The 21,402-nt window shown below is 34.9% G+C and carries 15 protein-coding genes, 1 tRNA gene and 5 pseudogenes; 13 read left to right on the forward strand and 8 right to left on the reverse strand.

The annotated features are described in order from the left end of the window. Positions 1 to 20: 20 nt before the first annotated feature. The gene (gene nuoI, locus M1L26_RS06315; RefSeq protein WP_250120441.1) at positions 21 to 503 is read right to left on the reverse strand and encodes an NADH-quinone oxidoreductase subunit NuoI; all 483 of its coding nucleotides are present in this window, start codon (positions 501 to 503) and stop codon (positions 21 to 23) included. Between the two features lie 131 nt (positions 504 to 634). Between nuoI and mnmE the strand changes: the two genes are divergently transcribed. Continuing rightward, complete coding sequence (mnmE, locus tag M1L26_RS06320) at positions 635 to 1,963, forward strand: tRNA uridine-5-carboxymethylaminomethyl(34) synthesis GTPase MnmE (protein ID WP_250120170.1); 1,329 nt, start codon at positions 635 to 637, stop codon at positions 1,961 to 1,963. A gap of 47 nt (positions 1,964 to 2,010) precedes the next feature. Continuing rightward, positions 2,011 to 2,098, forward strand: a tRNA-Ser gene (locus M1L26_RS06325). 124 nt (positions 2,099 to 2,222) lie between these two features. Here M1L26_RS06325 and M1L26_RS06330 read toward each other — a convergent pair. Continuing rightward, positions 2,223 to 3,344, reverse strand: coding sequence for a reverse transcriptase domain-containing protein (locus tag M1L26_RS06330; RefSeq protein ID WP_250120171.1), 1,122 nt, complete (start codon positions 3,342 to 3,344; stop codon positions 2,223 to 2,225). A gap of 87 nt (positions 3,345 to 3,431) precedes the next feature. On the opposite strand from M1L26_RS06330, the gene M1L26_RS06335 reads away from it, so the two are divergent. Continuing rightward, positions 3,432 to 4,757: an IS4 family transposase gene (locus tag M1L26_RS06335; RefSeq protein ID WP_250120059.1), complete on the forward strand. Its 1,326-nt coding sequence runs from the start codon at positions 3,432 to 3,434 to the stop codon at positions 4,755 to 4,757. Here the strand turns inward: M1L26_RS06335 and M1L26_RS06340 are convergent. Further along, positions 4,734 to 5,210 (reverse strand): reverse transcriptase N-terminal domain-containing protein, encoded by a 477-nt coding sequence (locus M1L26_RS06340; protein ID WP_250120172.1) that lies wholly within the window; start codon positions 5,208 to 5,210, stop codon positions 4,734 to 4,736. The two genes, M1L26_RS06335 and M1L26_RS06340, sit on opposite strands and share 24 nt — an antisense overlap. A 798-nt stretch (positions 5,211 to 6,008) precedes the next feature. On the opposite strand from M1L26_RS06340, the gene M1L26_RS06345 reads away from it, so the two are divergent. The 4 genes and pseudogenes from M1L26_RS06345 (at position 6,009) to M1L26_RS06360 (ending at position 10,125) form a co-directional block, all read left to right on the forward strand. After that, the gene (locus tag M1L26_RS06345) at positions 6,009 to 7,013 is read left to right on the forward strand and encodes an NAD(P)/FAD-dependent oxidoreductase (protein ID WP_211907583.1); all 1,005 of its coding nucleotides are present in this window, start codon (positions 6,009 to 6,011) and stop codon (positions 7,011 to 7,013) included. 623 nt (positions 7,014 to 7,636) lie between these two features. Further along, positions 7,637 to 9,069 (forward strand): annotated as a pseudogene (terL, locus tag M1L26_RS06350) (phage terminase large subunit). Between the two features lie 121 nt (positions 9,070 to 9,190). Continuing rightward, a complete protein-coding gene (locus M1L26_RS06355) occupies positions 9,191 to 9,940 on the forward strand; it encodes an ankyrin repeat domain-containing protein (protein ID WP_250120173.1) in 750 nt (249 codons plus the stop codon). Between the two features lie 2 nt (positions 9,941 to 9,942). Next, on the forward strand, positions 9,943 to 10,125 hold the full coding sequence (locus M1L26_RS06360; protein WP_250120174.1) for a hypothetical protein: 183 nt from the start codon (positions 9,943 to 9,945) through the stop codon (positions 10,123 to 10,125). Here the strand turns inward: M1L26_RS06360 and M1L26_RS06365 are convergent. Next, positions 10,084 to 10,955 (reverse strand): annotated as a pseudogene (locus tag M1L26_RS06365) (IS982 family transposase). The gene M1L26_RS06360 and the pseudogene M1L26_RS06365 overlap by 42 nt on opposite strands. A 285-nt stretch (positions 10,956 to 11,240) precedes the next feature. On the opposite strand from M1L26_RS06365, the gene M1L26_RS06370 reads away from it, so the two are divergent. After that, the gene (locus M1L26_RS06370; RefSeq protein ID WP_211907580.1) at positions 11,241 to 12,488 is read left to right on the forward strand and encodes an IscS subfamily cysteine desulfurase; all 1,248 of its coding nucleotides are present in this window, start codon (positions 11,241 to 11,243) and stop codon (positions 12,486 to 12,488) included. A gap of 48 nt (positions 12,489 to 12,536) precedes the next feature. Here M1L26_RS06370 and rodA read toward each other — a convergent pair whose 3' ends face one another. Next, positions 12,537 to 13,640 carry a rod shape-determining protein RodA gene (gene rodA / locus M1L26_RS06375; RefSeq protein WP_250126904.1) on the reverse strand — a complete coding sequence of 368 codons (1,104 nt, stop codon included), beginning with the start codon at positions 13,638 to 13,640 and terminating at the stop codon, positions 12,537 to 12,539. A gap of 45 nt (positions 13,641 to 13,685) precedes the next feature. Beyond that, on the reverse strand, positions 13,686 to 15,134 hold the full coding sequence (locus M1L26_RS06380; protein ID WP_211907578.1) for a proton-conducting transporter transmembrane domain-containing protein: 1,449 nt from the start codon (positions 15,132 to 15,134) through the stop codon (positions 13,686 to 13,688). 64 nt (positions 15,135 to 15,198) lie between these two features. Here M1L26_RS06380 and M1L26_RS06385 point away from each other — a divergent pair, with 64 nt between their 5' ends. The 3 genes and pseudogenes from M1L26_RS06385 to M1L26_RS06395 all read left to right on the forward strand — a co-directional run. Beyond that, on the forward strand, positions 15,199 to 15,504 hold the full coding sequence (locus M1L26_RS06385; RefSeq protein WP_211907577.1) for an NADH-ubiquinone oxidoreductase subunit NDUFA12 family protein: 306 nt from the start codon (positions 15,199 to 15,201) through the stop codon (positions 15,502 to 15,504). A 2-nt stretch (positions 15,505 to 15,506) separates the two neighbouring features. Further along, on the forward strand, positions 15,507 to 15,962 hold the full coding sequence (gene mlaD / locus M1L26_RS06390; RefSeq protein WP_211907576.1) for an outer membrane lipid asymmetry maintenance protein MlaD: 456 nt from the start codon (positions 15,507 to 15,509) through the stop codon (positions 15,960 to 15,962). Positions 15,963 to 16,207: 245 nt separating this feature from the next. Then, positions 16,208 to 16,877: pseudogene (locus tag M1L26_RS06395) on the forward strand (transposase); the annotation flags it as partial. Positions 16,878 to 17,107: 230 nt separating this feature from the next. Here the strand turns inward: M1L26_RS06395 and M1L26_RS06400 are convergent. Further along, positions 17,108 to 18,130, reverse strand: a complete 1,023-nt coding sequence (locus M1L26_RS06400) for an IS110 family RNA-guided transposase (RefSeq protein ID WP_070357039.1) — start codon at positions 18,128 to 18,130, stop codon at positions 17,108 to 17,110. A 219-nt stretch (positions 18,131 to 18,349) separates the two neighbouring features. On the opposite strand from M1L26_RS06400, the pseudogene M1L26_RS06405 reads away from it, so the two are divergent. After that, positions 18,350 to 18,887: pseudogene (locus tag M1L26_RS06405) on the forward strand (IS256 family transposase); the annotation flags it as partial. Positions 18,888 to 19,020: 133 nt separating this feature from the next. Beyond that, a pseudogene (locus M1L26_RS06410) lies at positions 19,021 to 20,348 on the forward strand (IS4 family transposase). 235 nt (positions 20,349 to 20,583) lie between these two features. Here the strand turns inward: M1L26_RS06410 and M1L26_RS06415 are convergent. Beyond that, positions 20,584 to 21,402, reverse strand: coding sequence for a transporter associated domain-containing protein (locus tag M1L26_RS06415; RefSeq protein WP_250120176.1), 819 nt, complete (start codon positions 21,400 to 21,402; stop codon positions 20,584 to 20,586).

Raw genomic sequence — 21,402 nt, forward strand, 5'->3', positions numbered from 1 at the left:
TTAATTGTTGACATACCTAGTTAATAATACGGCCTGTTCTTTTCTAACCTGAGTGCAATTGCTTCTTCCCAAACTTCACCATTACGCAATAGCTTTTCTTTATTGTACATTAGCTCCTCTCTTGTTTCAGTAGCAAATTCAAAGTTAGGACCCTCCACAATTGCATCAACTGGACATGCTTCTTGGCAAAGTCCGCAATATATGCATTTTGTCATGTCAATATCATAGCGTGTGGTGCGGCGACTACCGTCTTCTCTTTCCTCTGCTTCAATAACTATTGCTTGAGCAGGGCAGATAACTTCGCATAACTTACAAGCTATGCATCGTTCTTCACCATTTGGATACCTACGCAACGCATGCTCACCACGAAACCTTGGACTTAAAGGGCCCTTCTCTATAGGATACCTCAAAGTAACCTTTGGTTTAAACATATATTTTAATGTAATAACAAACCCTTTAATTAACTCTACAAAAGACCAGTACCAAGCTAATTTCTTGAGCATAAAATATTTAAAACTTGTGTCAGTCATTATAAATCATATTATCAGTTTTCAAAATAAATATTTTCACCTGGGTGACTTTTTAGGTATTTTGGTTTCTTAAGTATAATATTGCTAAGTAGTTCATATCAATAATGACAAACACAAATGAAACTATTTTCGCTTTATCGACCGTATTTGGTAAGTCAGGAGTTGCAGTAATCAGAATTTCAGGCAACTACGCGCTTAAAGCTTTAAATCATTTTCATATTAAGAAAGAAATTAAACCAAGATTTGCTACTTTAGTTGATCTATATGATGATTCCAGTCAATTGATAGATAATGGAATAATCATCTATTTCCCTGCTCCAAACAGTTTCACTGGCGAGGATGTTATAGAGTTACAAGTGCATGGAAGCAAGGCCGTCATAAAAATCATCTTGGAGGAATTATCAAAAATTTTCGTTATGTCCAGGCCTGGAGAATTCTCACTTAGGGCTTTTCTAAATGGTAAATTTGACTTAACGCAAATAGAAGGGATTGCAGACTTAATTGATGCTGAGACGAAAATGCAAGCTAAACAAGCGATTAAGCAGATATCAGGAGAATTGGAGAGACTATACAGCAATTGGAGGCAAAGATTAATAACGATACAATCCAAAATCGAAGCATATATAGACTTTCCAGAGGATATTTGGGCAGAAAAAAGTGAATTGGAAAAAATTAATAATGAAGTGCAATCTCTCGTGCAGTTGATACAAGAGCATTTAAATGATAATAGACGGGGCGAAAGGTTGCGTGAGGGTTTACATATTGTAATAACTGGTGAACCAAATGTCGGTAAATCAACTCTGTTTAATTTCTTAGCCAAGCGTGATATTGCTATTGTTTCTGAATATGCAGGCACAACAAGAGATATACTTGAAGCTCATATTGACATTGGTGGATACCCAATCATTCTCTCTGATACTGCTGGAATTCGTGAGAGTTCAGATCCAATAGAATCAGAAGGTATTAGTCGAGCGAAAAAAAGGTCTTTTGAAGCTGATTTAAGAATAGAACTATTTCCTTTTGAACAGCGTCATAATATCAATTGCAACGTTGTAAATAGCGATACTATTTATGTATTGAGCAAAGCTGACGATGTTATCAATAATTACAATATAAAAATTAATGGCATAGATCTTTTACCCATTTCTATTCTAAAGGGAATAGGTACAAACAAATTGATCTCTCTCATAAAAGAGAAGGCAAAGGAAAAATTTGGGCATGATAGAGACACTCCTGTGATTACTCGGCAAAGACATAGGAATCACATGCAGAAAGCACTGGAACATTTACAGCGTTTTAATATCTATAATCCAATTGAGTTGATATCTGAAGACTTGAGGCTTGCTACATTTGAACTTGGTGCAGTGATTGGAATTATTAATGTTGAGGAAATATTGGACAGTATATTTAGCAACTTTTGCGTGGGCAAGTAAAGCTTTTATAGATTGCTTAAAATCAAATATTGTGATAGAAAAGAAATGGACGGATGGCCGAGCGGTTTAAGGCACCAGTCTTGAAAACTGACGTACGTGATGAGCGTACCATGGGTTCGAATCCCATTCCGTCCGCACAGGTCAGGTAAGGAAGCAGTATTACTACTACTCCCTCCCTTAGAAACGCAGCATGCAGGTTTCCCCACACTACGCTTGAGCCCCTTATCTAAGTTCTTCTTTTGTCGAACCGGCTTGTCTTTCATAAATCCTCAGAATACATCAACTTTAGTGGTGACACTAATAGTAGAGAACCTTCTCTTGAAAAGGAGCTTGCCAACATTCTTGTTCGTTTTACTCTCTCATCAAAATACTTTTTCCATTTTAAGTCAAGGGGATTTGCATCCGCTCTGATTGTAACATGTCGTCTGATAGGTATATCAATCAGCTTAAGCAGTCTTAAATACCGTATCTCTTTTGGTTTGTTCTTGCATATGGGTGCAGCAAAAACCCATTGGCGTTGACCCATTACTTTGAAGTAACGATTCTTTATCCAACGTAATCCTTTACGAGGATGTCTTTTCTTTGCCCATTTCCATAAACTATGCCAAATTTCATTGTCGATCTTTCTAAACGCTTTTTTAGCACACACATGGTGATAGTAATTTCCCCATCCTCTCAGTAGAGAGTTGAGTGACTTAATTACTATAGCCTGAGTGTTCGCTATATTTGCTTTTATCAATGTACGTGCTTGATTAAGAAGTTTTTTAATACTTTCTTTCGAAGGTTTAATAATTAACTTCTTATTATATCTACGTACATTACAACCAAGAAAGTCAAACCCTGTTGTGATAGATGTAATCTTTGTCTTCTCTTCTGAAAGAATTAAACCTCTCTCATGAAGGAAAGATGATACTAAAGGCTTAACTTCATTTTCCAGTACTTCATGTGTGAAACCTGAAATAATAAAGTCGTCTGCGTACCTGATTACATTCACTCCACTTCTGATTTTTCCTCTTCTTTTGCTACCTAATTTACCAAAGCGACTTTCTAATAACTGTTCAAGACCATCTAAGGTAAAGTTAGCTAGTATTGGAGAAATTATACTTCCTTGCGGAGTGCCAGCAGTTGTGGGATACAGAGTTTTCGATTCTAGGAAACCAGCTTTTAACCATCTATGAAGAATTTTCTTCTCCATAGGAATATGCTTCATGAGCCATTCATGGTTAATGTTATCAAAACAACCTTTGATATCACCTTCGAGTATCCATTGTAGTTGATTACGACTTGCCAGTAATAAGTGGCAAGCCACAGTAGCGTCTGCGCAGGATCTTTTAGGTCTAAAGCCATAGGAGTGATGGTCGCTGATCGTTTCAGATACCATACGCGTCAAGTTAAGGAAATAAAGGTATGAAAGAGATAGAATAATAAGGTATAAGTTCTCCCAGATATACTTTTAGTGAGAGAACCAATGAATAAAATAACTTGCTTATCAAAAAAGCTCAAAGAATTTTTTAATGAAAAAGCAGAGAAAATCTCAATTACAACAAGGTTTATAAAAAGAAAGAGAAAGCTAAAAGGTTCATCATTCGTAAAAGCCATGGTCTTGGGTAATATAGGAGTTGATAATTGTAGCGTAGAAACAATGTGTCAATTACTAAACGAGGACTCGATAGATATAACAAAACAAGGTTTGGATTTTAGATTTACTGAAGAAGCAGTGGAATTTATGAAAAGGATGTATAATGAATCTGTGATTCTCTTTAAAAATATCTTGCAAGTTGATTGCAAAATCTTACAGCAATTTAATAGTGTTAAATTATTGGACAGTAGCTATATTACTCTACCTAACAGTATGGAAGAGATGTATAAAGGTTATGGTACTAGCTACAGTGGCTATGAAAGCAATACTAAGTCTGGAATAAAGTTACAATTAGTTTTCGACTACATGAATCAGATAATAGACCAACTTAATTTAACGGAGGGGGTAAGATCAGACCAGGGATATAGGAAACATTTAAGTAATATATTAAGCAATGATTTGCTAATATCTGATCTCGGTTATTTTGTGCCAAGTTCTTTTAAACAAATCAATGAAATAGGAGCTTATTTCATAAGTCGTTATAAATCTGATACCAACATATATGATGTAGAAACAAATCAAAAAATGGAGTTATTAGAATGTTTAGAGGATAAGTTATTTTTAGAAAACGAGGTATTGTTAGGAAAAGAAGCAAAAATTAGAGTAAGAATTATATGTCAGAAACTAACTGAAGAACAGTCTATGGCCAGAAGAAGGAAAGCTAATAGATTAGCAAGATCGCAGGGATATACATCCTCTAAAAGAAATCAAAAATTGTTGAACTGGTCAATATTTATAACTAATGTTCCAGAAAATAAAATTAGTGCTGAGCAAGTATTAACGATTTACAGAGTAAGGTGGCAAATTGAGTTATTATTTAAATTGTATAAAAGCCATATCAGGCTTGATAAGCTAAAAGGAAAGCCATGCAGAGTATTATGTGAACTATATGCTAAATTGTGCGCAATTCTTATATTTCACGGCATAGTTGGTTGCACAGAAGTGAAAAAGAATACAGAACTTAGCTTAACAAAGGCATTTATTGAGCTAAAAAGGCGGGTTAGAGAGTTATTTTTAGTATTAACCAAAATTAATAGTTTAAAAGCATTTCTTAAAAAACTCACTATAACTTGGTCGCTATTTTCATTAAAAGACAAACGTAGAAGGACTAGAGTATCCACTTTAACCTCTCTAAATTTGCTCACAATCTCTTAACTTGACGCGTATGGTTTCAGATACTGGCTCCAGGGCAAACAGATATAATGCTTGCATGGCTCTATCTTTTATCGTTGGTATTCCAAGAGGTCTTCTTTTGCCATTAGATTTACTGATATAAATCCGTTTTAGCGGAGAAGGTTTATATCCTCTTTGCTTTAACTGCTTTATTCCTTGAAATTTAGCATTGCAAGTTGACCATAGTTGACGATCTACACCCGCTGTGTTTTTTCCTTGGTTTTCAGTTACTCTCTTAACAGCCAAAGCTTTTCCGCTAAAAGAGCGTGTGAGAAGATGTTGTAAAGCTTTTACCTTACCCCATCTTCCTTCTTGGACAGCCTTAACAATACGTCTTTGTAGCCTCACAATAACTTTCTGGCATTTCTTCCATGGCAATTGCTTCCATGCTTCGGAGTTGTCGGTAGGTGCACTTACAGTTTTATCTGTAATCATCTGCTTTCCTCCCTTAAGTGGTTAACAAAGTTTCTTGTCACGAGGGACCAAATGGAAGTCTTCTCGTTTTCACGCGAATTAATGTTACAAATTCTATCCATTTCGTTACAAAATGGCATTCGCTTTCTCCATTCTCCTTTACCTGCACTTCCATCAGCATTCCTTGCGGTTTGCTTGCCATGTAGGCGAAAATACAGGCTTACCCTGTTCCTTCTATCATACAACAGTGGGTTAGGTTGCTTCTCTATACCGGTGGAGTTATTATTTGCGTACATCTAGAAATGAAAAATGTAACTTATCCACATTACCTTTTGGTCAGAGCTTATCAGCATCTTTAGCTCTTTCATCGTATCGGTACTTATAAAGCTTCACTTACGTTCACCATACCACTAAGCCTAGCCCTCCAACCACATGATGCTTGCAGTTTATGCCCCTCTCACGATTGAGCATCTTCTTTTTCAAGAAGGAGGTTCATTGTCCGCATCGCTTGGCACCAACCGGTTGCCCGATTCGCACTGATGCGTAGACTCAGATGGCAAAACATCTGGTTTAATAAGTTTTAGAATCCTTTCAGTTTCTTTCTGAATGAATTCCTCTCCTTTTAAACAATATGACCGAAGACTTTCAGGTTGCACCATCTCGCTATGATAGCTGATTTTTAGAGCTTATTTGGACTATGTGGTTCATAACGCTGGAAATCTTATCTAATCTAGCCACATCTTTTAAAAATACATCCCTTTGTAAATTGACCTTGTTAGCAAAGAAAGCTAATATCTATAAATAGATCACCATCTGAATATGGAAACCGATATCGTAATAATAGGTGCAGGGCCTGTTGGAATATTCACTGCTTTTCAAGCGGGAATGCTTGATATGAGATGTCATGTAATAGATGTTTTGGATCAAGCAGGAGGACAATGCATAGCTCTTTACTCAGAAAAGCCAATATATGATATACCTGGTTATCCTGTAATTACTGCCCAAAAATTAATTGAGCGACTAATGGAGCAAGCTTCACCGTTTGAGCCTGTTTACCATTTAAGTCAAAAAGTGGAAAAGATTTCAAATAACGAAGGTGAAAACTTTACTATCATAACGAACATAGGTACAGAGGTAAAATGCAAAGCCGTTATCATTGCTGCAGGTAACGGAATGTTTGAACCTAACCGTCCACCCTTAAGTGGTATATTAGAATATGAAAATAAATCTGTATTTTATAATGTAAATAAAATTTCTGATTTTCAGGACAAAACTATAGTCATTGCAGGGGGGGGGGATTCTGCGGCTGATTGGACTGTAGAACTTTCTAAAGTTGCAAAGAAAATTTATGTGATACATAGGAGAAAGGAATTTCGCTGCACTCCTGAAACTAGAAATAAATTAGAATCACTTGAAAATAATGGAAAGATAGAACTGGTAGTGCCATATCAATTACACGAACTAGCAGGAGGTAATGGGCAATTGAGCGCAGTGATAGTAAAAAACATTGCCTCTAAGGAAGAAAAAGAAATATCCGCTGATTTTTTGCTGCCATTTTTTGGATTGTCAATGAATCTTGGGCCAATAAACAGTTGGGGTATAGAGTTAGAACATAGCCGCATAACTGTCGACCCAGCTACACTTAGAACCAGTAGAGATAGAATATATGCAATCGGAGATATAGCTACTTATCCAGGCAAACTAAAATTGATACTAAATGGCTTTGCTGAGAGCGCCATGGCTTGTTATCACATATACAAAGTAATTCACAATTCTCCAGTTAATTTTCAATATTCAACTTCAAAGGGAATTCATGGAAATTAAAGAGTCAGGAGATCCATGAACCTACATGGAGTTATCTCAAGCATAAGGGAATACAAACGAAAAAGATTACTTTACAAATTTCCCCAACTCCCTTATCATGACAACAAGAGTATTCATCCTTGTTTTTGGGCTCAACGACAAAATTCAGTAAAAAACTCAGATATTTATTGGCAAATTACATAAAATTATAGCGGCTGCATGTTTTTTAAATTTTTTCTACTTCAGCCAAAACACGCTTGTTAGCACATTATCAATTTACATTATTAAAACTCGTTACACGGGGATTCTTTTGCCTTTTTTTTATTTGGTAAATTTCTTAATACTTGTAACTAAAGCTTCAGGCCAGCACTTGATGCTGGAATCCAGAAATCTTTTGAGCACAAAAGTTATGCTAGGTTTTTGTTGGTAAGAAACCAGTGTCAGCTACTCGGATGACACCAAAGGGGCACTTGGATAGAGGCTACTTGAATAAAACCATCATAAGGTGAAACTAGATTCCAGTGTCAAGCACTGGAATGACAAGGAAAGGGCTACTTGGATGACAAGAAAAAGGACGCTGATATGACACCAAAGAGGCTGACACCACCATAAAGTAAATTCCACTAACACTATAGGAGACTAACATGAATTTTTTAAAATTTATCGAACTATGCTTTCAAACGGTAATGCCGGGGTGTGAGTATAACAATTATCAGTATATAAAAGTTATAGCAGATAGGCTTGAAGCAGCAGGTACTGGCACAGTGAAGCGAATAATATTCAATATGCCTCCGCGCTCAATGAAATCTATGTGCGTGAGTGTTGCGTGGCCCGCATGGATACTAGAAAATCAGCCAACCGCAAGAATAATAGTTGCAAGCTATTCTCAGCGGCTTAGCGAAAAGCATTCGCTTGACACCAGGTGCGTAATGCAGTCTAGTTGGTATAGAGCGCTATTTCCAGAGATAGAACTATGTCAAGACCAGAACACTAAATATAAATTTCAAACAGTGCAGAGAGGATGTAGGATTGCAACATCTGTTGGTGGAACACTGACTGGTGAAGGTGGAGATTTTATCGTCGTAGATGATCCACTGAGCTCCTCTCAAGCCTTGAGTGAAACGTTTAGAAAACGTGCTACAAATTGGTTTGATCAGACTTTAGTAACTAGGCTCAATGACAGGAAAAAAGGAGTTATCGTTGTTGTAATGCACAGACTACATCAGGAAGATTTAACTGGTCATCTTCTCTCCAAGCCGAAAAATATATGGCATCATGTTTGTTTGCCAATGATTTCTGAAAATAAGGAAATTATCTATTCAATCAAAAGATCAATTCTCCCTTCTCCTGTTCCTATTATTCAAGTAACTACAAATGAGTGCAAAAGCTCAACAGGCGCTACATCTTCAAGGATTTTATACTTAAAAAAGGAAGTTCAGCTGCTATATCCCCTAGATGTAGGAGAAATTGAAATGATAAAGGCTGAACTTGGGAGTTACGCTTTTGCTGCTCAATATCAACAAAATCCTCTGCCACTTTCAAGTGGTATAATTAAGCAAGAATGGTTGAAACGCTATAGAAATTTTCCTGACAATCTCTCACATATAACTCAGAGCTGGGACACTGCTGTTTCAACAAACGATTCTAGCGGCTTTAGTGTCTGCACCACTTGGACAAAGGTGAATAATAAGTTTTATTTACTCGATGTGTACCGTGCAAAGCTTGAGTATCCAAAACTTAAAGAACAAGTTCTATCACTAGCTGCAAGATGGAAGCCACACGCAATTTTAATCGAAGCAAAAACAAGCGGTCAGCAATTGATTCAAGAGCTCAAGGCAATACCTATTATCGGGACAGTGCCACACGGTGGCAAACTTGCTCGATTCCACCAGATTGTTCCGATAATAGAATCTGGCAAGGTTTTTCTGCCACACCAAGCAGATGGCTCAGCGATTTTGAGTATGAGATTTTAATGTTTCCAGAAATCCGCCACGACGATCAAGTAGATAGCGCTGTGCAATACCTTCAGTGGATGAGAGATAGTAGCTTCAGGGTTGCAGCTATACGAACATTGTGATCCAAGAGGTAATAATTTGCTACCCACAATTTCGATTATAAGCTCATTTAAAATAAATATTGATTTCTTATTTTAATTATTTAAAAATTAAAATAAATTATTTAAGATTAGGGTAAAAATTATGACAATAAATTATCAGCAGTGGCGGGAAATATTAAGTACGGTTAATAGTGATAATAAATTAGATAAAAGGAACGTAATTGAAAAAGTAAAAGAAGAGCTAAAGGCAAGCAATGAAGAGGTATTTAAACAGTGGGAAGAGAGTAATTTTTATGTAAATTATAAATTTGAAGTTGGAGATAATGAATTCACATTATTACATTTAACTGCTAAGTTAGGCTATACGAGCTTGACAAAGGCTTTAATAGTAACAAAAGGGATAGATGTTAATATAAAAGATAAAAATAAAAAGACACCTTTACATTTAGCTGCTGAAAATGGTTATAAAGAGGTAGTAGATGCTCTGTTGGAAAAAGATGAAATCAGGATTAATGAACAAGAAGATAAGGAGGGATGGACACATTTACATTTAGCTCTTATGAATGGCCATGCAGACGTGGTAGAATCTCTCGTAAGAAACGGTGCGAATATTAATATAAAAGATGACTATGGAGTGACACCTTTATCTTTGGCTATTCGAAGAGATTATGTATTTACTCCGCCAAAAAAACGTGAAGGCTCCTATGTTAATGTGAAAAATCATGCTAGAACTGCTTCTAGGAATTTAGCTAAAGAGGAAAAACAACTTACATCAGCAATTGCGAAAGGTTTTTTTGCCGGTAGTACAACTGCATTATCAGGTGTTTTAATAGCGAAAGCACTTTCTGCAACTGGAATAGTTACAGTGAGTCAAAACCCTCTACACCAATAGCAGTGGTTGCAGTTATAGCAACAGGACTAGCAGTTGGTGGTGCTACATATATGATGTTAAAGCCCAGTACTAAAGTTGATGGAGTAGCAGTCTTAATGGATGGGCGTCAAGAAGCTGCTAGCACTACTAACCCCAGTTATGGATTAACCAACACAGTAAGGCTTAGAAATAGAAGGCTTTTTTGACTGCATGGAATATGAAATTAATGTAGAAAAATATGTACCAGAAAATTTATTGGCGATCTGTGCCGTGTATTTTCAAGCTCAAATTTATTTTTTAAACAACCAAAGACTGTCTCAATAATCGACCTTTTTCTCAATAAAGCCTTCTCTTTTAGTGAGATTAGTGCGTTTTTCATGCCTTTTTTCACTTTAGTGACAAGCTTTAAACCTCTATCGAAGAGTTCCTCAAAGAGCTCCTTCTTGATATAGCCTTTATCTCCGAACAAAAGTCCTGTCAGTCTTTTAGTTATAGTTGGCACAGGTTTTCTGTCATCAACGTTACCTTTGGTTAGAGTAAGTGATTGAATTTCTCCAATTTCGTTAATCACCAAGTGCAATTTAAAGCCAAAAAACCAACCATACGTGCTCTTACCAATTTCTGCTAAACCATCAAAAACTTTGTTCCTAGAGATCCTTTTCTTGTGGCAAATGGCAATCGTAGAAGTGTCAATGTAGGAAGTACCTGTCATTTTCGCTTGTTCGCAGAACCATTGAAGAAGTAATGCTAAATACCGTAAAACTCTCGGCTTTAAGGCAATAAATCTGTGATATGAAGGCATCTTTGAAAATTCTGATCTATAGAGTAACTTAAGGTAACAAAGATAAAAAGCCTTGAAGTTTTTACATGGCGATTGGTGGTATAACAGGATTATGGTTAGCATTTCTGAGTGCGCTATTTCTGGTACTCTGGTTGGTTTTTTGCCATTTGATAAGAACTTATTTGCAAAATTTTCATCTACTACACGACAAAAATCCTCGACGCAGCAGTAAAGTTCTGTAATATCTTTCTTCATGGGTAACCTCTTAAATTATTGCTAAAATACTTGAGTTTACCCTATTTCCCTCTTTATTAATTCTACTTTTATCTGTTTTCTAATCCATAACTGGGGTTAGTAGGGTTACCTAGCGCGTATTCGACCTAGCTGCATAAACACTGATCATAGAAAATGACATTACAGGGACACTGGAATAACGTAGGAGAGAGCGCTGACAACTTTCGTTTAGGCAAGATTATATCTTGAAAAAATTAAGCTTTAGTGCTATTAAATAGTTGTAAATTTTGTCTCTTTGGTAGCTTTATGAATGTTGAAAGTAAGAAAATACATGATACTAAAATAAAATTACCAATATTTCTCGATTATCAATCTACTACTAAAGTAGATCCTCGTGTTTTGGAGGTGATGATACCTTATTTTGGTGAGTTTAGTAATGCACACTCTCGTAGCCATTCATTTGGTTGGACAGCTGAGGAAGCAGTAGAAAAAGCAAGGAAGTACATTGCTGATTTAGTGAATGCAGACAGCAAAGAAATCGTCTTTACCTCGGGTGCAACCGAATCAAATAACATGGCTATCAAAGGTGTTGCTCATTTTTATAAGAATAAGGGAAATCATATAATAACTGTCTGCACAGAGCATAAGTGCGTTTTAGATTCTTGTCGACATCTGGAAAATGAAGGCTTTAAAGTTACATATTTGTCCGTTAAGCAAAACGGAATTATAGATTTATTGAAACTTGAGGAGGCAATCACTGATAAAACAATTCTGATTTCAGTGATGATGGCAAATAATGAAATCGGAGTAATGCAACCTGTCAAAGAAATTGGTGCAATGTGTAGAAAGCATAATATATTTTTTCATACAGACGCTGCCCAAAGCTTTGGAAAAGTTCCAATAGACGTAAATGAAATGAACATTGATCTTATGAGCCTTTCTAGCCATAAAATTTATGGACCTATGGGAATAGGTGCATTATATGTCCGTAGAAAAAATCCTCGTGTTAGGTTGACGCCACTAATTAGTGGTGGTGGACAGGAGAGAGGCATGCGCTCTGGAACAGTTCCTACTCCCCTTGCAGTTGGTTTTGGTGAAGCGGCACGTATCGCTAAAGAAGAAATGGAAATAGAAGCAAGCAAATTAGAAGAGTTGAGAGATATTTTGTACAACAAAATAAAAGAGGCATTTCCTGATGTTGTTTTAAATGGTGACTACGAAAATAGGATTCCAGGTAACCTTAACTTAAGTTTTCCTTATGTTGAGGGTGAGTCTCTTATCATGGCAATCAAGGATTTAGCAGTAAGCTCTGGTTCTGCATGCACATCCGCATCTCTTGAACCTTCTTATGTCATAAGATCACTAAACAATGGCCACGATCTTGAGCATTCATCAATTAGATTTGGCCTTGGCCGATTTACAACTAAAGATGAAGTTCTATACGCAGCAGATCTTGTTACTAAAAATGTTGGACGGCTAAGAGAGATGAGCCCACTTTTGGAAATGGTACAAGAGGGAATAGATTTAAGCACCGTAAAATGGGACTCTCATTGAAGAATAAGACGTTAACCATTAGCAGAGTGATGGTTGTCTAAGCTCTTTCTATGGGTGAAATCGGAAACTTAGCTTTAAGTCCTTTGTAGATGTCACGGAACTAAGTAGCAATCCTATACATATTAAGCTCGCAGCAGTTGTGCTTCCACCATAGGATAGAAATGGAAGTGGGTCACCTATTATAGGTAATAGGCCTGTTGTCATTCCAATGTTTATAAAGAAATGAGCACCAAAAAAGGCGAAAACCCCGATAGATATTAACTTAGAAAAGTAATTTTTTGACCTGTAAGCAATGGAGAATATTATAGCAAGCAATGTGGTATAGAGTAAAATCAAAGCCATGCTGCCTAAGAACCCCCATTCCTCACTAAGTACCGCAAAAGCAAAATCTGTGCGTTTCTCTGGCAAAAATCCAAGTTGAGTTTGACTCCCATTAACAAACCCCTTACCAAACAAACCTCCTGAACCAATAGCTATTTGAGATTGCTGCGCATTATAACCTATTCCAAGTGGATCTACTGATGAATCCAAAAATGATAATATCCTTTGCTTGTGATAAGGGCGCAAAAAAGGCCAAATAGCTGGTATTGCAAAAATGCCAAGCGTTCCAAAAATTATTAAATGAGGTCTTTCCATTATTGCTGTGAATATAATTGATGCTCCTATAAACAATATTATTACAGCTGTTCCTAAATTAGGTTGCTTCAATACAAGGAATACAGGTAAGAAAATAATTATAAGTGGCTTAAATAAACTTTGAAATTTCATCATTTTATACACACTTTGTTTATTAAAATAACGAGCAAGTGCAAGTATTAAGCCCACTTTTACAAATTCTGATGGTTGTAAACTAATTGACCCAATTCTTATCCATCTCGTTGCACCCATTATATGCGAGCCAAAAAAATTTACTGCTAACAGCGCAATTACTGCTGCTATGTAAAAAAAATAAGCGTGCTTCAAATAAAAATCTAGCTCTATAAATGATATAGCTATAGCAAGCAAAAGGAAGAAAGAGAATATGACCAATTGGTGAATTGCAAATGGAGCCCACTTTCCTCCAGCAGAAGAATATTGAACAACAATGCCAACGCAAAACAGAGCTATTACGTTCATGACTAATAATAAGTGAATCTTCTTCAGCTTATCCACAGCGAAAACTTTACAGACTTTTAGATACAATAAAACATAAGAAAATCAAAAAGCAAATTTATTAATTACCAAACGAATTGGACTACTATATATCCCAGTTATTATCGTTAAAATTGCCATAAATAATAGACAAAAGAGCATAAGTAATGGTACCTCATTAAGTGTCATTTCAGTGTTTGATGCTGCGCTATTTTCAAAATACATTTTCTCTACCACCCTCCACATATATATTAGTGCAAGAAAAGAGCCAGCAGCAAAAACTGCAAGGGAAATCCATGCATGAGATTCAAGAATTGCTTGCATCATATACCACTTACTTACAAAGCCATTTGTCAAGGGTACACCGATTAATGCTAAACTAAGTAGAGTAAATGCGAGTGTTGTATAGAGCATTGACTTTTTTAGTCCTGACAAATTTTCTATCTTTGTCATACCAAATTTATAAGAAATACACCCTGCAACCATGAATAAAGACGTTTTTATCATGCTATGATTTACTATGTGAAGAACTGCTGAAAACAAACCTGATTTTGAATTTAAACCCAGCATTAAAAGTATATAGCCAATCTGACTGATACTGGAGTGAGCAAACAGTCTTTTTATATCTTTTTCGATTATTGCAGATATTGATCCAAATACAATAGCGCAAAGTGCGAGGATAATTATCACATTATGCAGTGGTAAGAAAAAATTTTGCTGAAAAACATTGTAAAAGATTCTGATAAAAACATATATCATCACTTTGGTTACTGTACCTGAAAAGAATACGCTAATGAAGCTTGGTGCTTCACTATACGCATTAACTAGCCATTTACTGAGTGGAAACAGTGCCATTTTGATTGAGAGACCAACAAAAATGAATAATGTACCAAGTCTTATGATGTTATTATCGTATAATGGTACTATTCTTTCAGCCATGTCAGACATGTTGAGCGTTCCAGTCATAGAGTATAAAAGGCCGATGCCAAACAAGTAAAATGTTGCTCCTACAGTACCACTAATGAGGTATTCAAATGCTGCAACTAAAGCTTTCTTATCCCTTCCCATTGAAACTAAAACATAAGAAGAAAGAGATGAAATTTCCAAAAAAACATAAAGATTGAATATGTCGTTTGTTACTAGAATCCCGAGTAGTCCGCTTAAGCACAGTAGAAATAGAGAATAAAAACCAGTGATCTTGTTTTTGCTAATTTCTTTTTCGTTAATATAAAAGCTATAAAGCACGCTAATAAGCGCTATAAAATTCACCAAAGTTAGAATCAAGGAGTTCAATATGTCGATTCTCAACTCTATTCCGTATGGAGGAGCCCAATCTCCAAGATAATAAGTTATAATTTCACCATTGTATGTTTTCACTAGCAACATTAATGAAATAAAGAAAGTAGCTGCCGTTGTAAAAAAAGAGATAAACCAGGACACCCTATGTTTCCTGGTAAGAAAGCAGAACATTGATGCAATTATTGGTATAATAACTTGTAGAATTGGTAATTGCATTAAACTGTTGTTAATACATCGTTAAAGTATTAGTATATATAATACTTTTTGTTTTAATACCTTTATGTTATCTAAAATTTATAATTCAGTAACAAACTTATTAAGGAGAAAAGGTAAACTTATAGGTAGGGATGAAAACGGAAATTCTTACTATGAGTCAAGTAAAGGGAAAAGATGGGTAATATATGGTAATGTTTCTGAGCCTACAACAATTCCTCCAGCATGGCATATATGGCTGCATTATACTGATAATGCAGTACCAATTAATAATAATACAAGAAAAACTCCTAATTTAACGGGTACAAAAGATGCATACTACCCAAATCAAAAGGTGAAAAACTACTATGAAAGCTGGAATCCTAATAATTAAAGATGCGAAGGTCAAATATACTTGAAATAATTGCTGGATCATTTGTATTAATTTTCACTATTTTTCTTGTCTTCTTCGCTATTAATAAGCTATCTTACATAAAGAGAAACTATAAGGATTGCTATAAAATACATGGCCTTTTTACTGATGCTAACGGTGTAGGGGTTGGTGATAGTGTCAAGATCTCTGGTGTAGAAATCGGAAGCATAACTGGTGTATCGCTCGACAAAGCTACCTACATAGCACGAATCGATATGTGCATAAGCAGAGACATAAAGTTGCCAATTGATAGCTCAGCTCTAATCGCTAGCAGTGGGGTTGTTGGTAGTAAATTTGTTAATATATCACCTGGTGCAGATCCTAAATTAATTTCACACGGTGGTAAAATAGCACATACTCAAGCTGGAGCAAATATGGGTGGAATAGTGGATAAAATTATTGGCATGTTTACAAAGTGAGAATAAGAACACATAAGCCAACTTGGCCTATGTACAATTAAGGGATTTTTCTATCAATAGCTTGAAGTTGTTCAGCGTTTGAATTATCAAGATTTCTGCTAGGTTTTACATTCCTAATAATCTCAATAAATGCTTGTACTTTCAGTATAGGAGTGTTTTTTTTTACGTACTTAGGGAAGTGTTAAATAAACTGTATCAAACCGAGAAGCAACAATAAAATAGAAACAAAAAATGGAGGTTTGACAATGAGTCAAGCAAACAGAACTACCGGTTTGGTAGACTATAAAGAATTAGAAACAAATATCTTATCGTCTATACGAGAAGGAAGACTATTGACGGAAAGAGATGGTGCATTAACACCGTTTGTAAAAAGGCTACTGGAAGCGATTCTGGAAGGTGAAATAAAAAATCACTTGTCGGCTTAAAAGCGAAGAAAATAACCGAAGAAATTGAAGAAATTCAAATACTTTACGGACAAGTGTAGGTTCATTTGAGTTATTGACACCAAGAGATAGGGAAGGAAGCTTTGAGCCACAAGTAGTCAGAAAAAGGCAAACAACCGAACTTGAAGCAAAGGTTTTAAGTACATATGCCAGTGGCATGGTATATAGAGATATAGCGTCGCATGTAGAAGAGATATAAAATATCTGTAGCAGAGATGTCAAGTATTACTGATAAATTATTGCCTGTAATCAATGAGTGGCTTAGTCGTCCACTGCAATCAGTGTATCCAATAGTGTTTATGGTTTTTTAAGGTCAAAGAAGACGGGCATTGCGTAAGTAAATATATGTAGAATATATTAGCAGAATGAAAGGAAAGAAGTTTTAGGCTTTTATATAGCAGAAAGTGAGGGAGCTAACTTTTGGCTAGGGATGTTAAATGACTTAAAAGAGAAAGGAGTAGATACCGTCTTGCAAGTCAACAAAAAAATTACAAAAATTGTTCAAGCTGTATCATAAAATTAAAAAATACTTCCAATTCACATTTTGTGTAACGGTACACAGATTATAGTTAGTGAATATGTTGATAAGTAAATTTCCGCTTTTTTGTACGTATAAAATTAATTTACTTATCAACATATTCACTAACCAGTTACAAAATTTGTGTAAGATACTATTTTACATAATTGGAGCGTTTTTTGATTTTAAAGCACTAAACTTTCAGCCAAACTCCTAGCTCTGTAGTTTTTGATATGATCTGGATCAAAAGCCTTCTTTGACCTTAAAACACCAAAAACAATATGGAGTAACTTACGCATTGCAGCTCCCACAATGGCCATGTTATGCTTGCCTTTCTCTTTTAACCTTTTGCAAAAAGTCATAATAGTAGGATTATGATTCTTAGCTACTATGGCAGGAAAGTACATTGCCTTACATAATGTTCGTGAACCGGATTTACTTAATCTGGGCTTGGCATGTACAGACGTACCTGACGTTATATTTCGTGGTATAGCTCCAGCATATGCTGCCAATTGCCTGGCATCCTTGAAAGCTTTTATGTTAGGAACTTCAGCCAAAATAGCTACTGCTGATTCTTCTCCTATTCCTGGAATGGTCAATAGAAGTTGAAAATTTTCCAACAATTCTTTGTGTTTATTTAATAGTTCACGTAAGGAGTTTTTTATTCTTTCTATTTTTTGTTTTATGTTCATTGCAAGGTCTTCCCAAGCATTTGCAACTTCTTTAGGCAGTCTCTCTTTTTTTTCTAAGTGGTTATTTACTAATGTCAATTCATCTTTTAACGCAGCCGAGCAACGATAAAGATGCTTTAATTTCTTTAACTCAGGAGAAGGTGGTGCCCAACGAATAGGTTCCTGTCTTTGGCAATAATCGGCAATTATCTCTGCATCAGTCTGATCATTCTTTTGTCGTATAAGCTTACTTTTTGCATAAAATCTTATACAAGCTGGATTAACAACACTCACAAAATGTCCAGTATTGTGTAGAAATTCAGCTAAGGCTTCACTATAACAACCAGTAGCTTCCATGCAGGCTTTTACTTGTTCTACATTATGCTTTTGTAGAAAGCTCAGTAAACCTTGAAACCCATGATCATTATTCTTGAAACTCCTTTTCCTGGTTTCACGTTTTCCTTTGTTGCTTATGAATGAAAGAGAAACATCAAAGCGATCTTTTGATATGTCTATACCCAAAAAGTTGTTGATCATATATAACTCCATACGTTACTATTAAAATGAAAAGTAAGGCTAACCTTGTGGATACAGAATTATAACCATTTAGGTCTTTCTACGATACCGTTCAGCCTATACTTTTGAGAAGGGAACTCTTGTCTACCACACAGATTTTATATCTAAGGAGATATTCAAAGTTCTTCCCTTCTCCACCTAATGCTTAAGCTTAAAACATCAGATGCTTTTGACAAGATACAAGAAGATATCCTGATTGTATGTGTAGATGGGCTAAAAAGCTTTCCTAAAACAATAAACAGTGTATTTCCTAAAGCAGAAATACAACTATGTATTGTACATCAGATAAGAAATTCACTAAAATATGCATCGAGCAAAGATGTGAAAATTTTCATGAATGATTTGAAAAAAATATACCGTGCTGCAAGTAGAGAAATTACCGAAAATTATTTGCTTAAGCTAGAGGAAAAATGGGGAGAAAAATATACTTTAGTTTTGGGAGAATAATTGAGAAAATCTGTCTAGTTATTTTAAATATTCCGGCCCTGTAAGAAAATTAATTTATACCACAAATCCTATTTAAGGGTTACATAGACAGATCAGAAAATTTACTAAAACTAAGGGCTCATTTACTAGCACAAATGCCTTGTATGAACAGGTATATTGTGCTATAAAAAAGGTAGGAGAAAAATGGGCTATGCCTATACATGATTGGGCTTTGACTATGTCTCAACTTGATATCTTTTTTTCTTGTAGGTTAAAAATTGAGTTGAATTAAAAATGCGGTTTGACACAGTTTATTTAACCATACGCGTCAAGTTAAGAAGAAGTGAGGTAAAGTTGGTGTAAAGAAAAGAAAAAGAAGATATAAGTTCTCCTAAATTTAACAAACAAAATGGAGAACTTATACAATGAAAAGAATAGTTTGCATCTCAAAAAAGCTCAAAGAATTTTTTAATGGAAAAGCAGATAAAATCTCAGCTACAACAGGATTCATAAAAAGAAAGAGGAAGCTAAAAGGCTCATCGTTTGTAAAAGCCATAGTCTTGGGTAATATAGGGGTTGATAATTGTAGTATAGAGACAATTTGTCAATTATTGAATGAAGACTCGATAAATATAACAAAACAAGGTCTGGACTTTAGATTTACCAAGGAAGCAGTAGAATTTATGAAAAGAATGTATAATGAGTCTTTAGTTTTATTTAAAAATAGCTTAAAGGTTGATTGCAGAATTTTGAAGCAATTTAGAAGTGTTAAGCTATTGGATAGTAGCTATATCAGCCTACCTAATGGTATGGAAAATATATATGAAGGTTATGGTACTAGCTACAGTGGTTATGAAAGCAATACTAAGTCTGAAATAAAGTTACAATTAGTTTTTGACTACCTAACCCAGACATTAGAGCAGCTTAATATAACTGAGGGAATAAGGTCAGATCAGGGGTATAGAAGACATTTAAGCAATATATCGAGCAATGATTTACTAATATCTGATTTGGGTTATTTTGTGCCAAGTTCTTTTAAACAAATCAATGAAGCCGGAGCTTATTTTATAAGTCGTTATAAATCTGATACCAACATATATGGTATAGAAACAAATCAAAAAATAGAGTTATTAGAATGTTTAGAGGATAAATTGTTTCTAGAAAATGGGTGCTGTTAGGAAAAGAAACAAAAATTAAAGTGAGAATTATATGTCAAAAATTAACTGAAGAACAGTCTATAATTAGAAGAAGAAGGGCTAATAGGTTAGCAAAATCACATGGATATACATCTTCTCAAAAGAATCAAAAATTGCTGGATTGGTCGATATTCATAACTAACGTTCCAGAAAATAAAATTAGTGCTGAGCAGGTATTAATAATTTACTGAGTAAGATGGCAGATTGAATTATTATTTAAATTGTATAAGAATCACATCAGGCTTGACGAACTTAAAGGAAAACCATACAGAGTATTATGTGAACTATACGCTAAATTGTGCGCAATTCTTATATTTCATGGAATAGTTGGTTGTACAGAACTAAAAAAGGGTACAGAACTTAGTCTAACAAAGGCATTTATTGAGCTTAAAAGGCGAGTTAGAGAGCTATTCTTAACATTAAATTGTGTAGTCAGTAAGGTACAAATTTTCCTCAAAAAACTCGTCTCAACCTGGTCAAAATTCTCCTTAAAAGACAAATATAGAAAAACAAGAATATCAACTTTGAGTGCACTAAATTTGCTCATTTTCCCTTAACTTGACGCGTATGGTTTATAGAACACTCCCTTTTTGAAAGTTACAGATCGCTAAAAATATTTAAACAACTAATTTTTATAACTTTGTACCAATAAAACTATTCCCACCTTAATTATCAAACAGTAACGTATAGAACTACAAACTTTTGTATATTAAGAAATTGTTTAAATTGCATATCTGGCTACTATGTCCCCTACTTCCAAGATAAAGTACCTTTCACTAAAAAATATTGAATTTAATTTTTGTAATCACTTAAGTCTAGTATTATTTTGTTAATGTATCGTTCATTTGCATCCTTGATGATAAATTTTATACCATTTTTATATCTTATAACTTCATCTACAGAAGGTACCTTACCAGCAATTGAAAGAACCAAACCACTAAGTGTGGCATAATGCTCTTCAGAGTCACACAACTCTATTTTTAGATTTTCCTCTATATCCTTTATAAGGGCCCTTGCCGATATTTCAAACTTATTTTGAGATAATTTAGTAATGGTGTGTTCTGAATTTACCTCATTCTCGTTATCAATATTTGGTATCAATTCTTCTATAAGATCATTTATCGAAATTAAACCATCAGTTCCACCATATTCATCCAGTACAATAGCTAAATATGACTTGGAAGATTTCATTCTAACAAAAAGATTTGTTGCTTTCATTGAGGCTGGGACAAATATTACATTTTGTATAATATTTCTCAGATTAAAATCTTTATTCTTATTGAAAATGATATCTTTTACGTAAAAAAAGCCTATTACGTTGTCAAAGTTATTCTTATAAGTTGGTATCTTAGCATGGTAAGTGTTTTTCACCTTCTTTATTACCTCATCCTTACTCGATTCAATGTCTACTGCACATATCTCCTTACATGGAGTCATTATATCCATGATACTACAATCACGGAATTTTAATAGACTATTAAGTATGTCAAGACCTGACAGATCACCCATCAATGCCTCAGTCGCACATTTTTTTAACACAGAAGTTTTGTTGAAGAGAAAGAGAAAAATTCTGTATGCTATTTTTTCTACTAAAGTTCTTTTCTTATTCAA

Origin of the sequence: Wolbachia endosymbiont of Ostrinia scapulalis, from assembly GCF_023559145.1 — a bacterium.
Classification (GTDB): domain Bacteria; phylum Pseudomonadota; class Alphaproteobacteria; order Rickettsiales; family Anaplasmataceae; genus Wolbachia.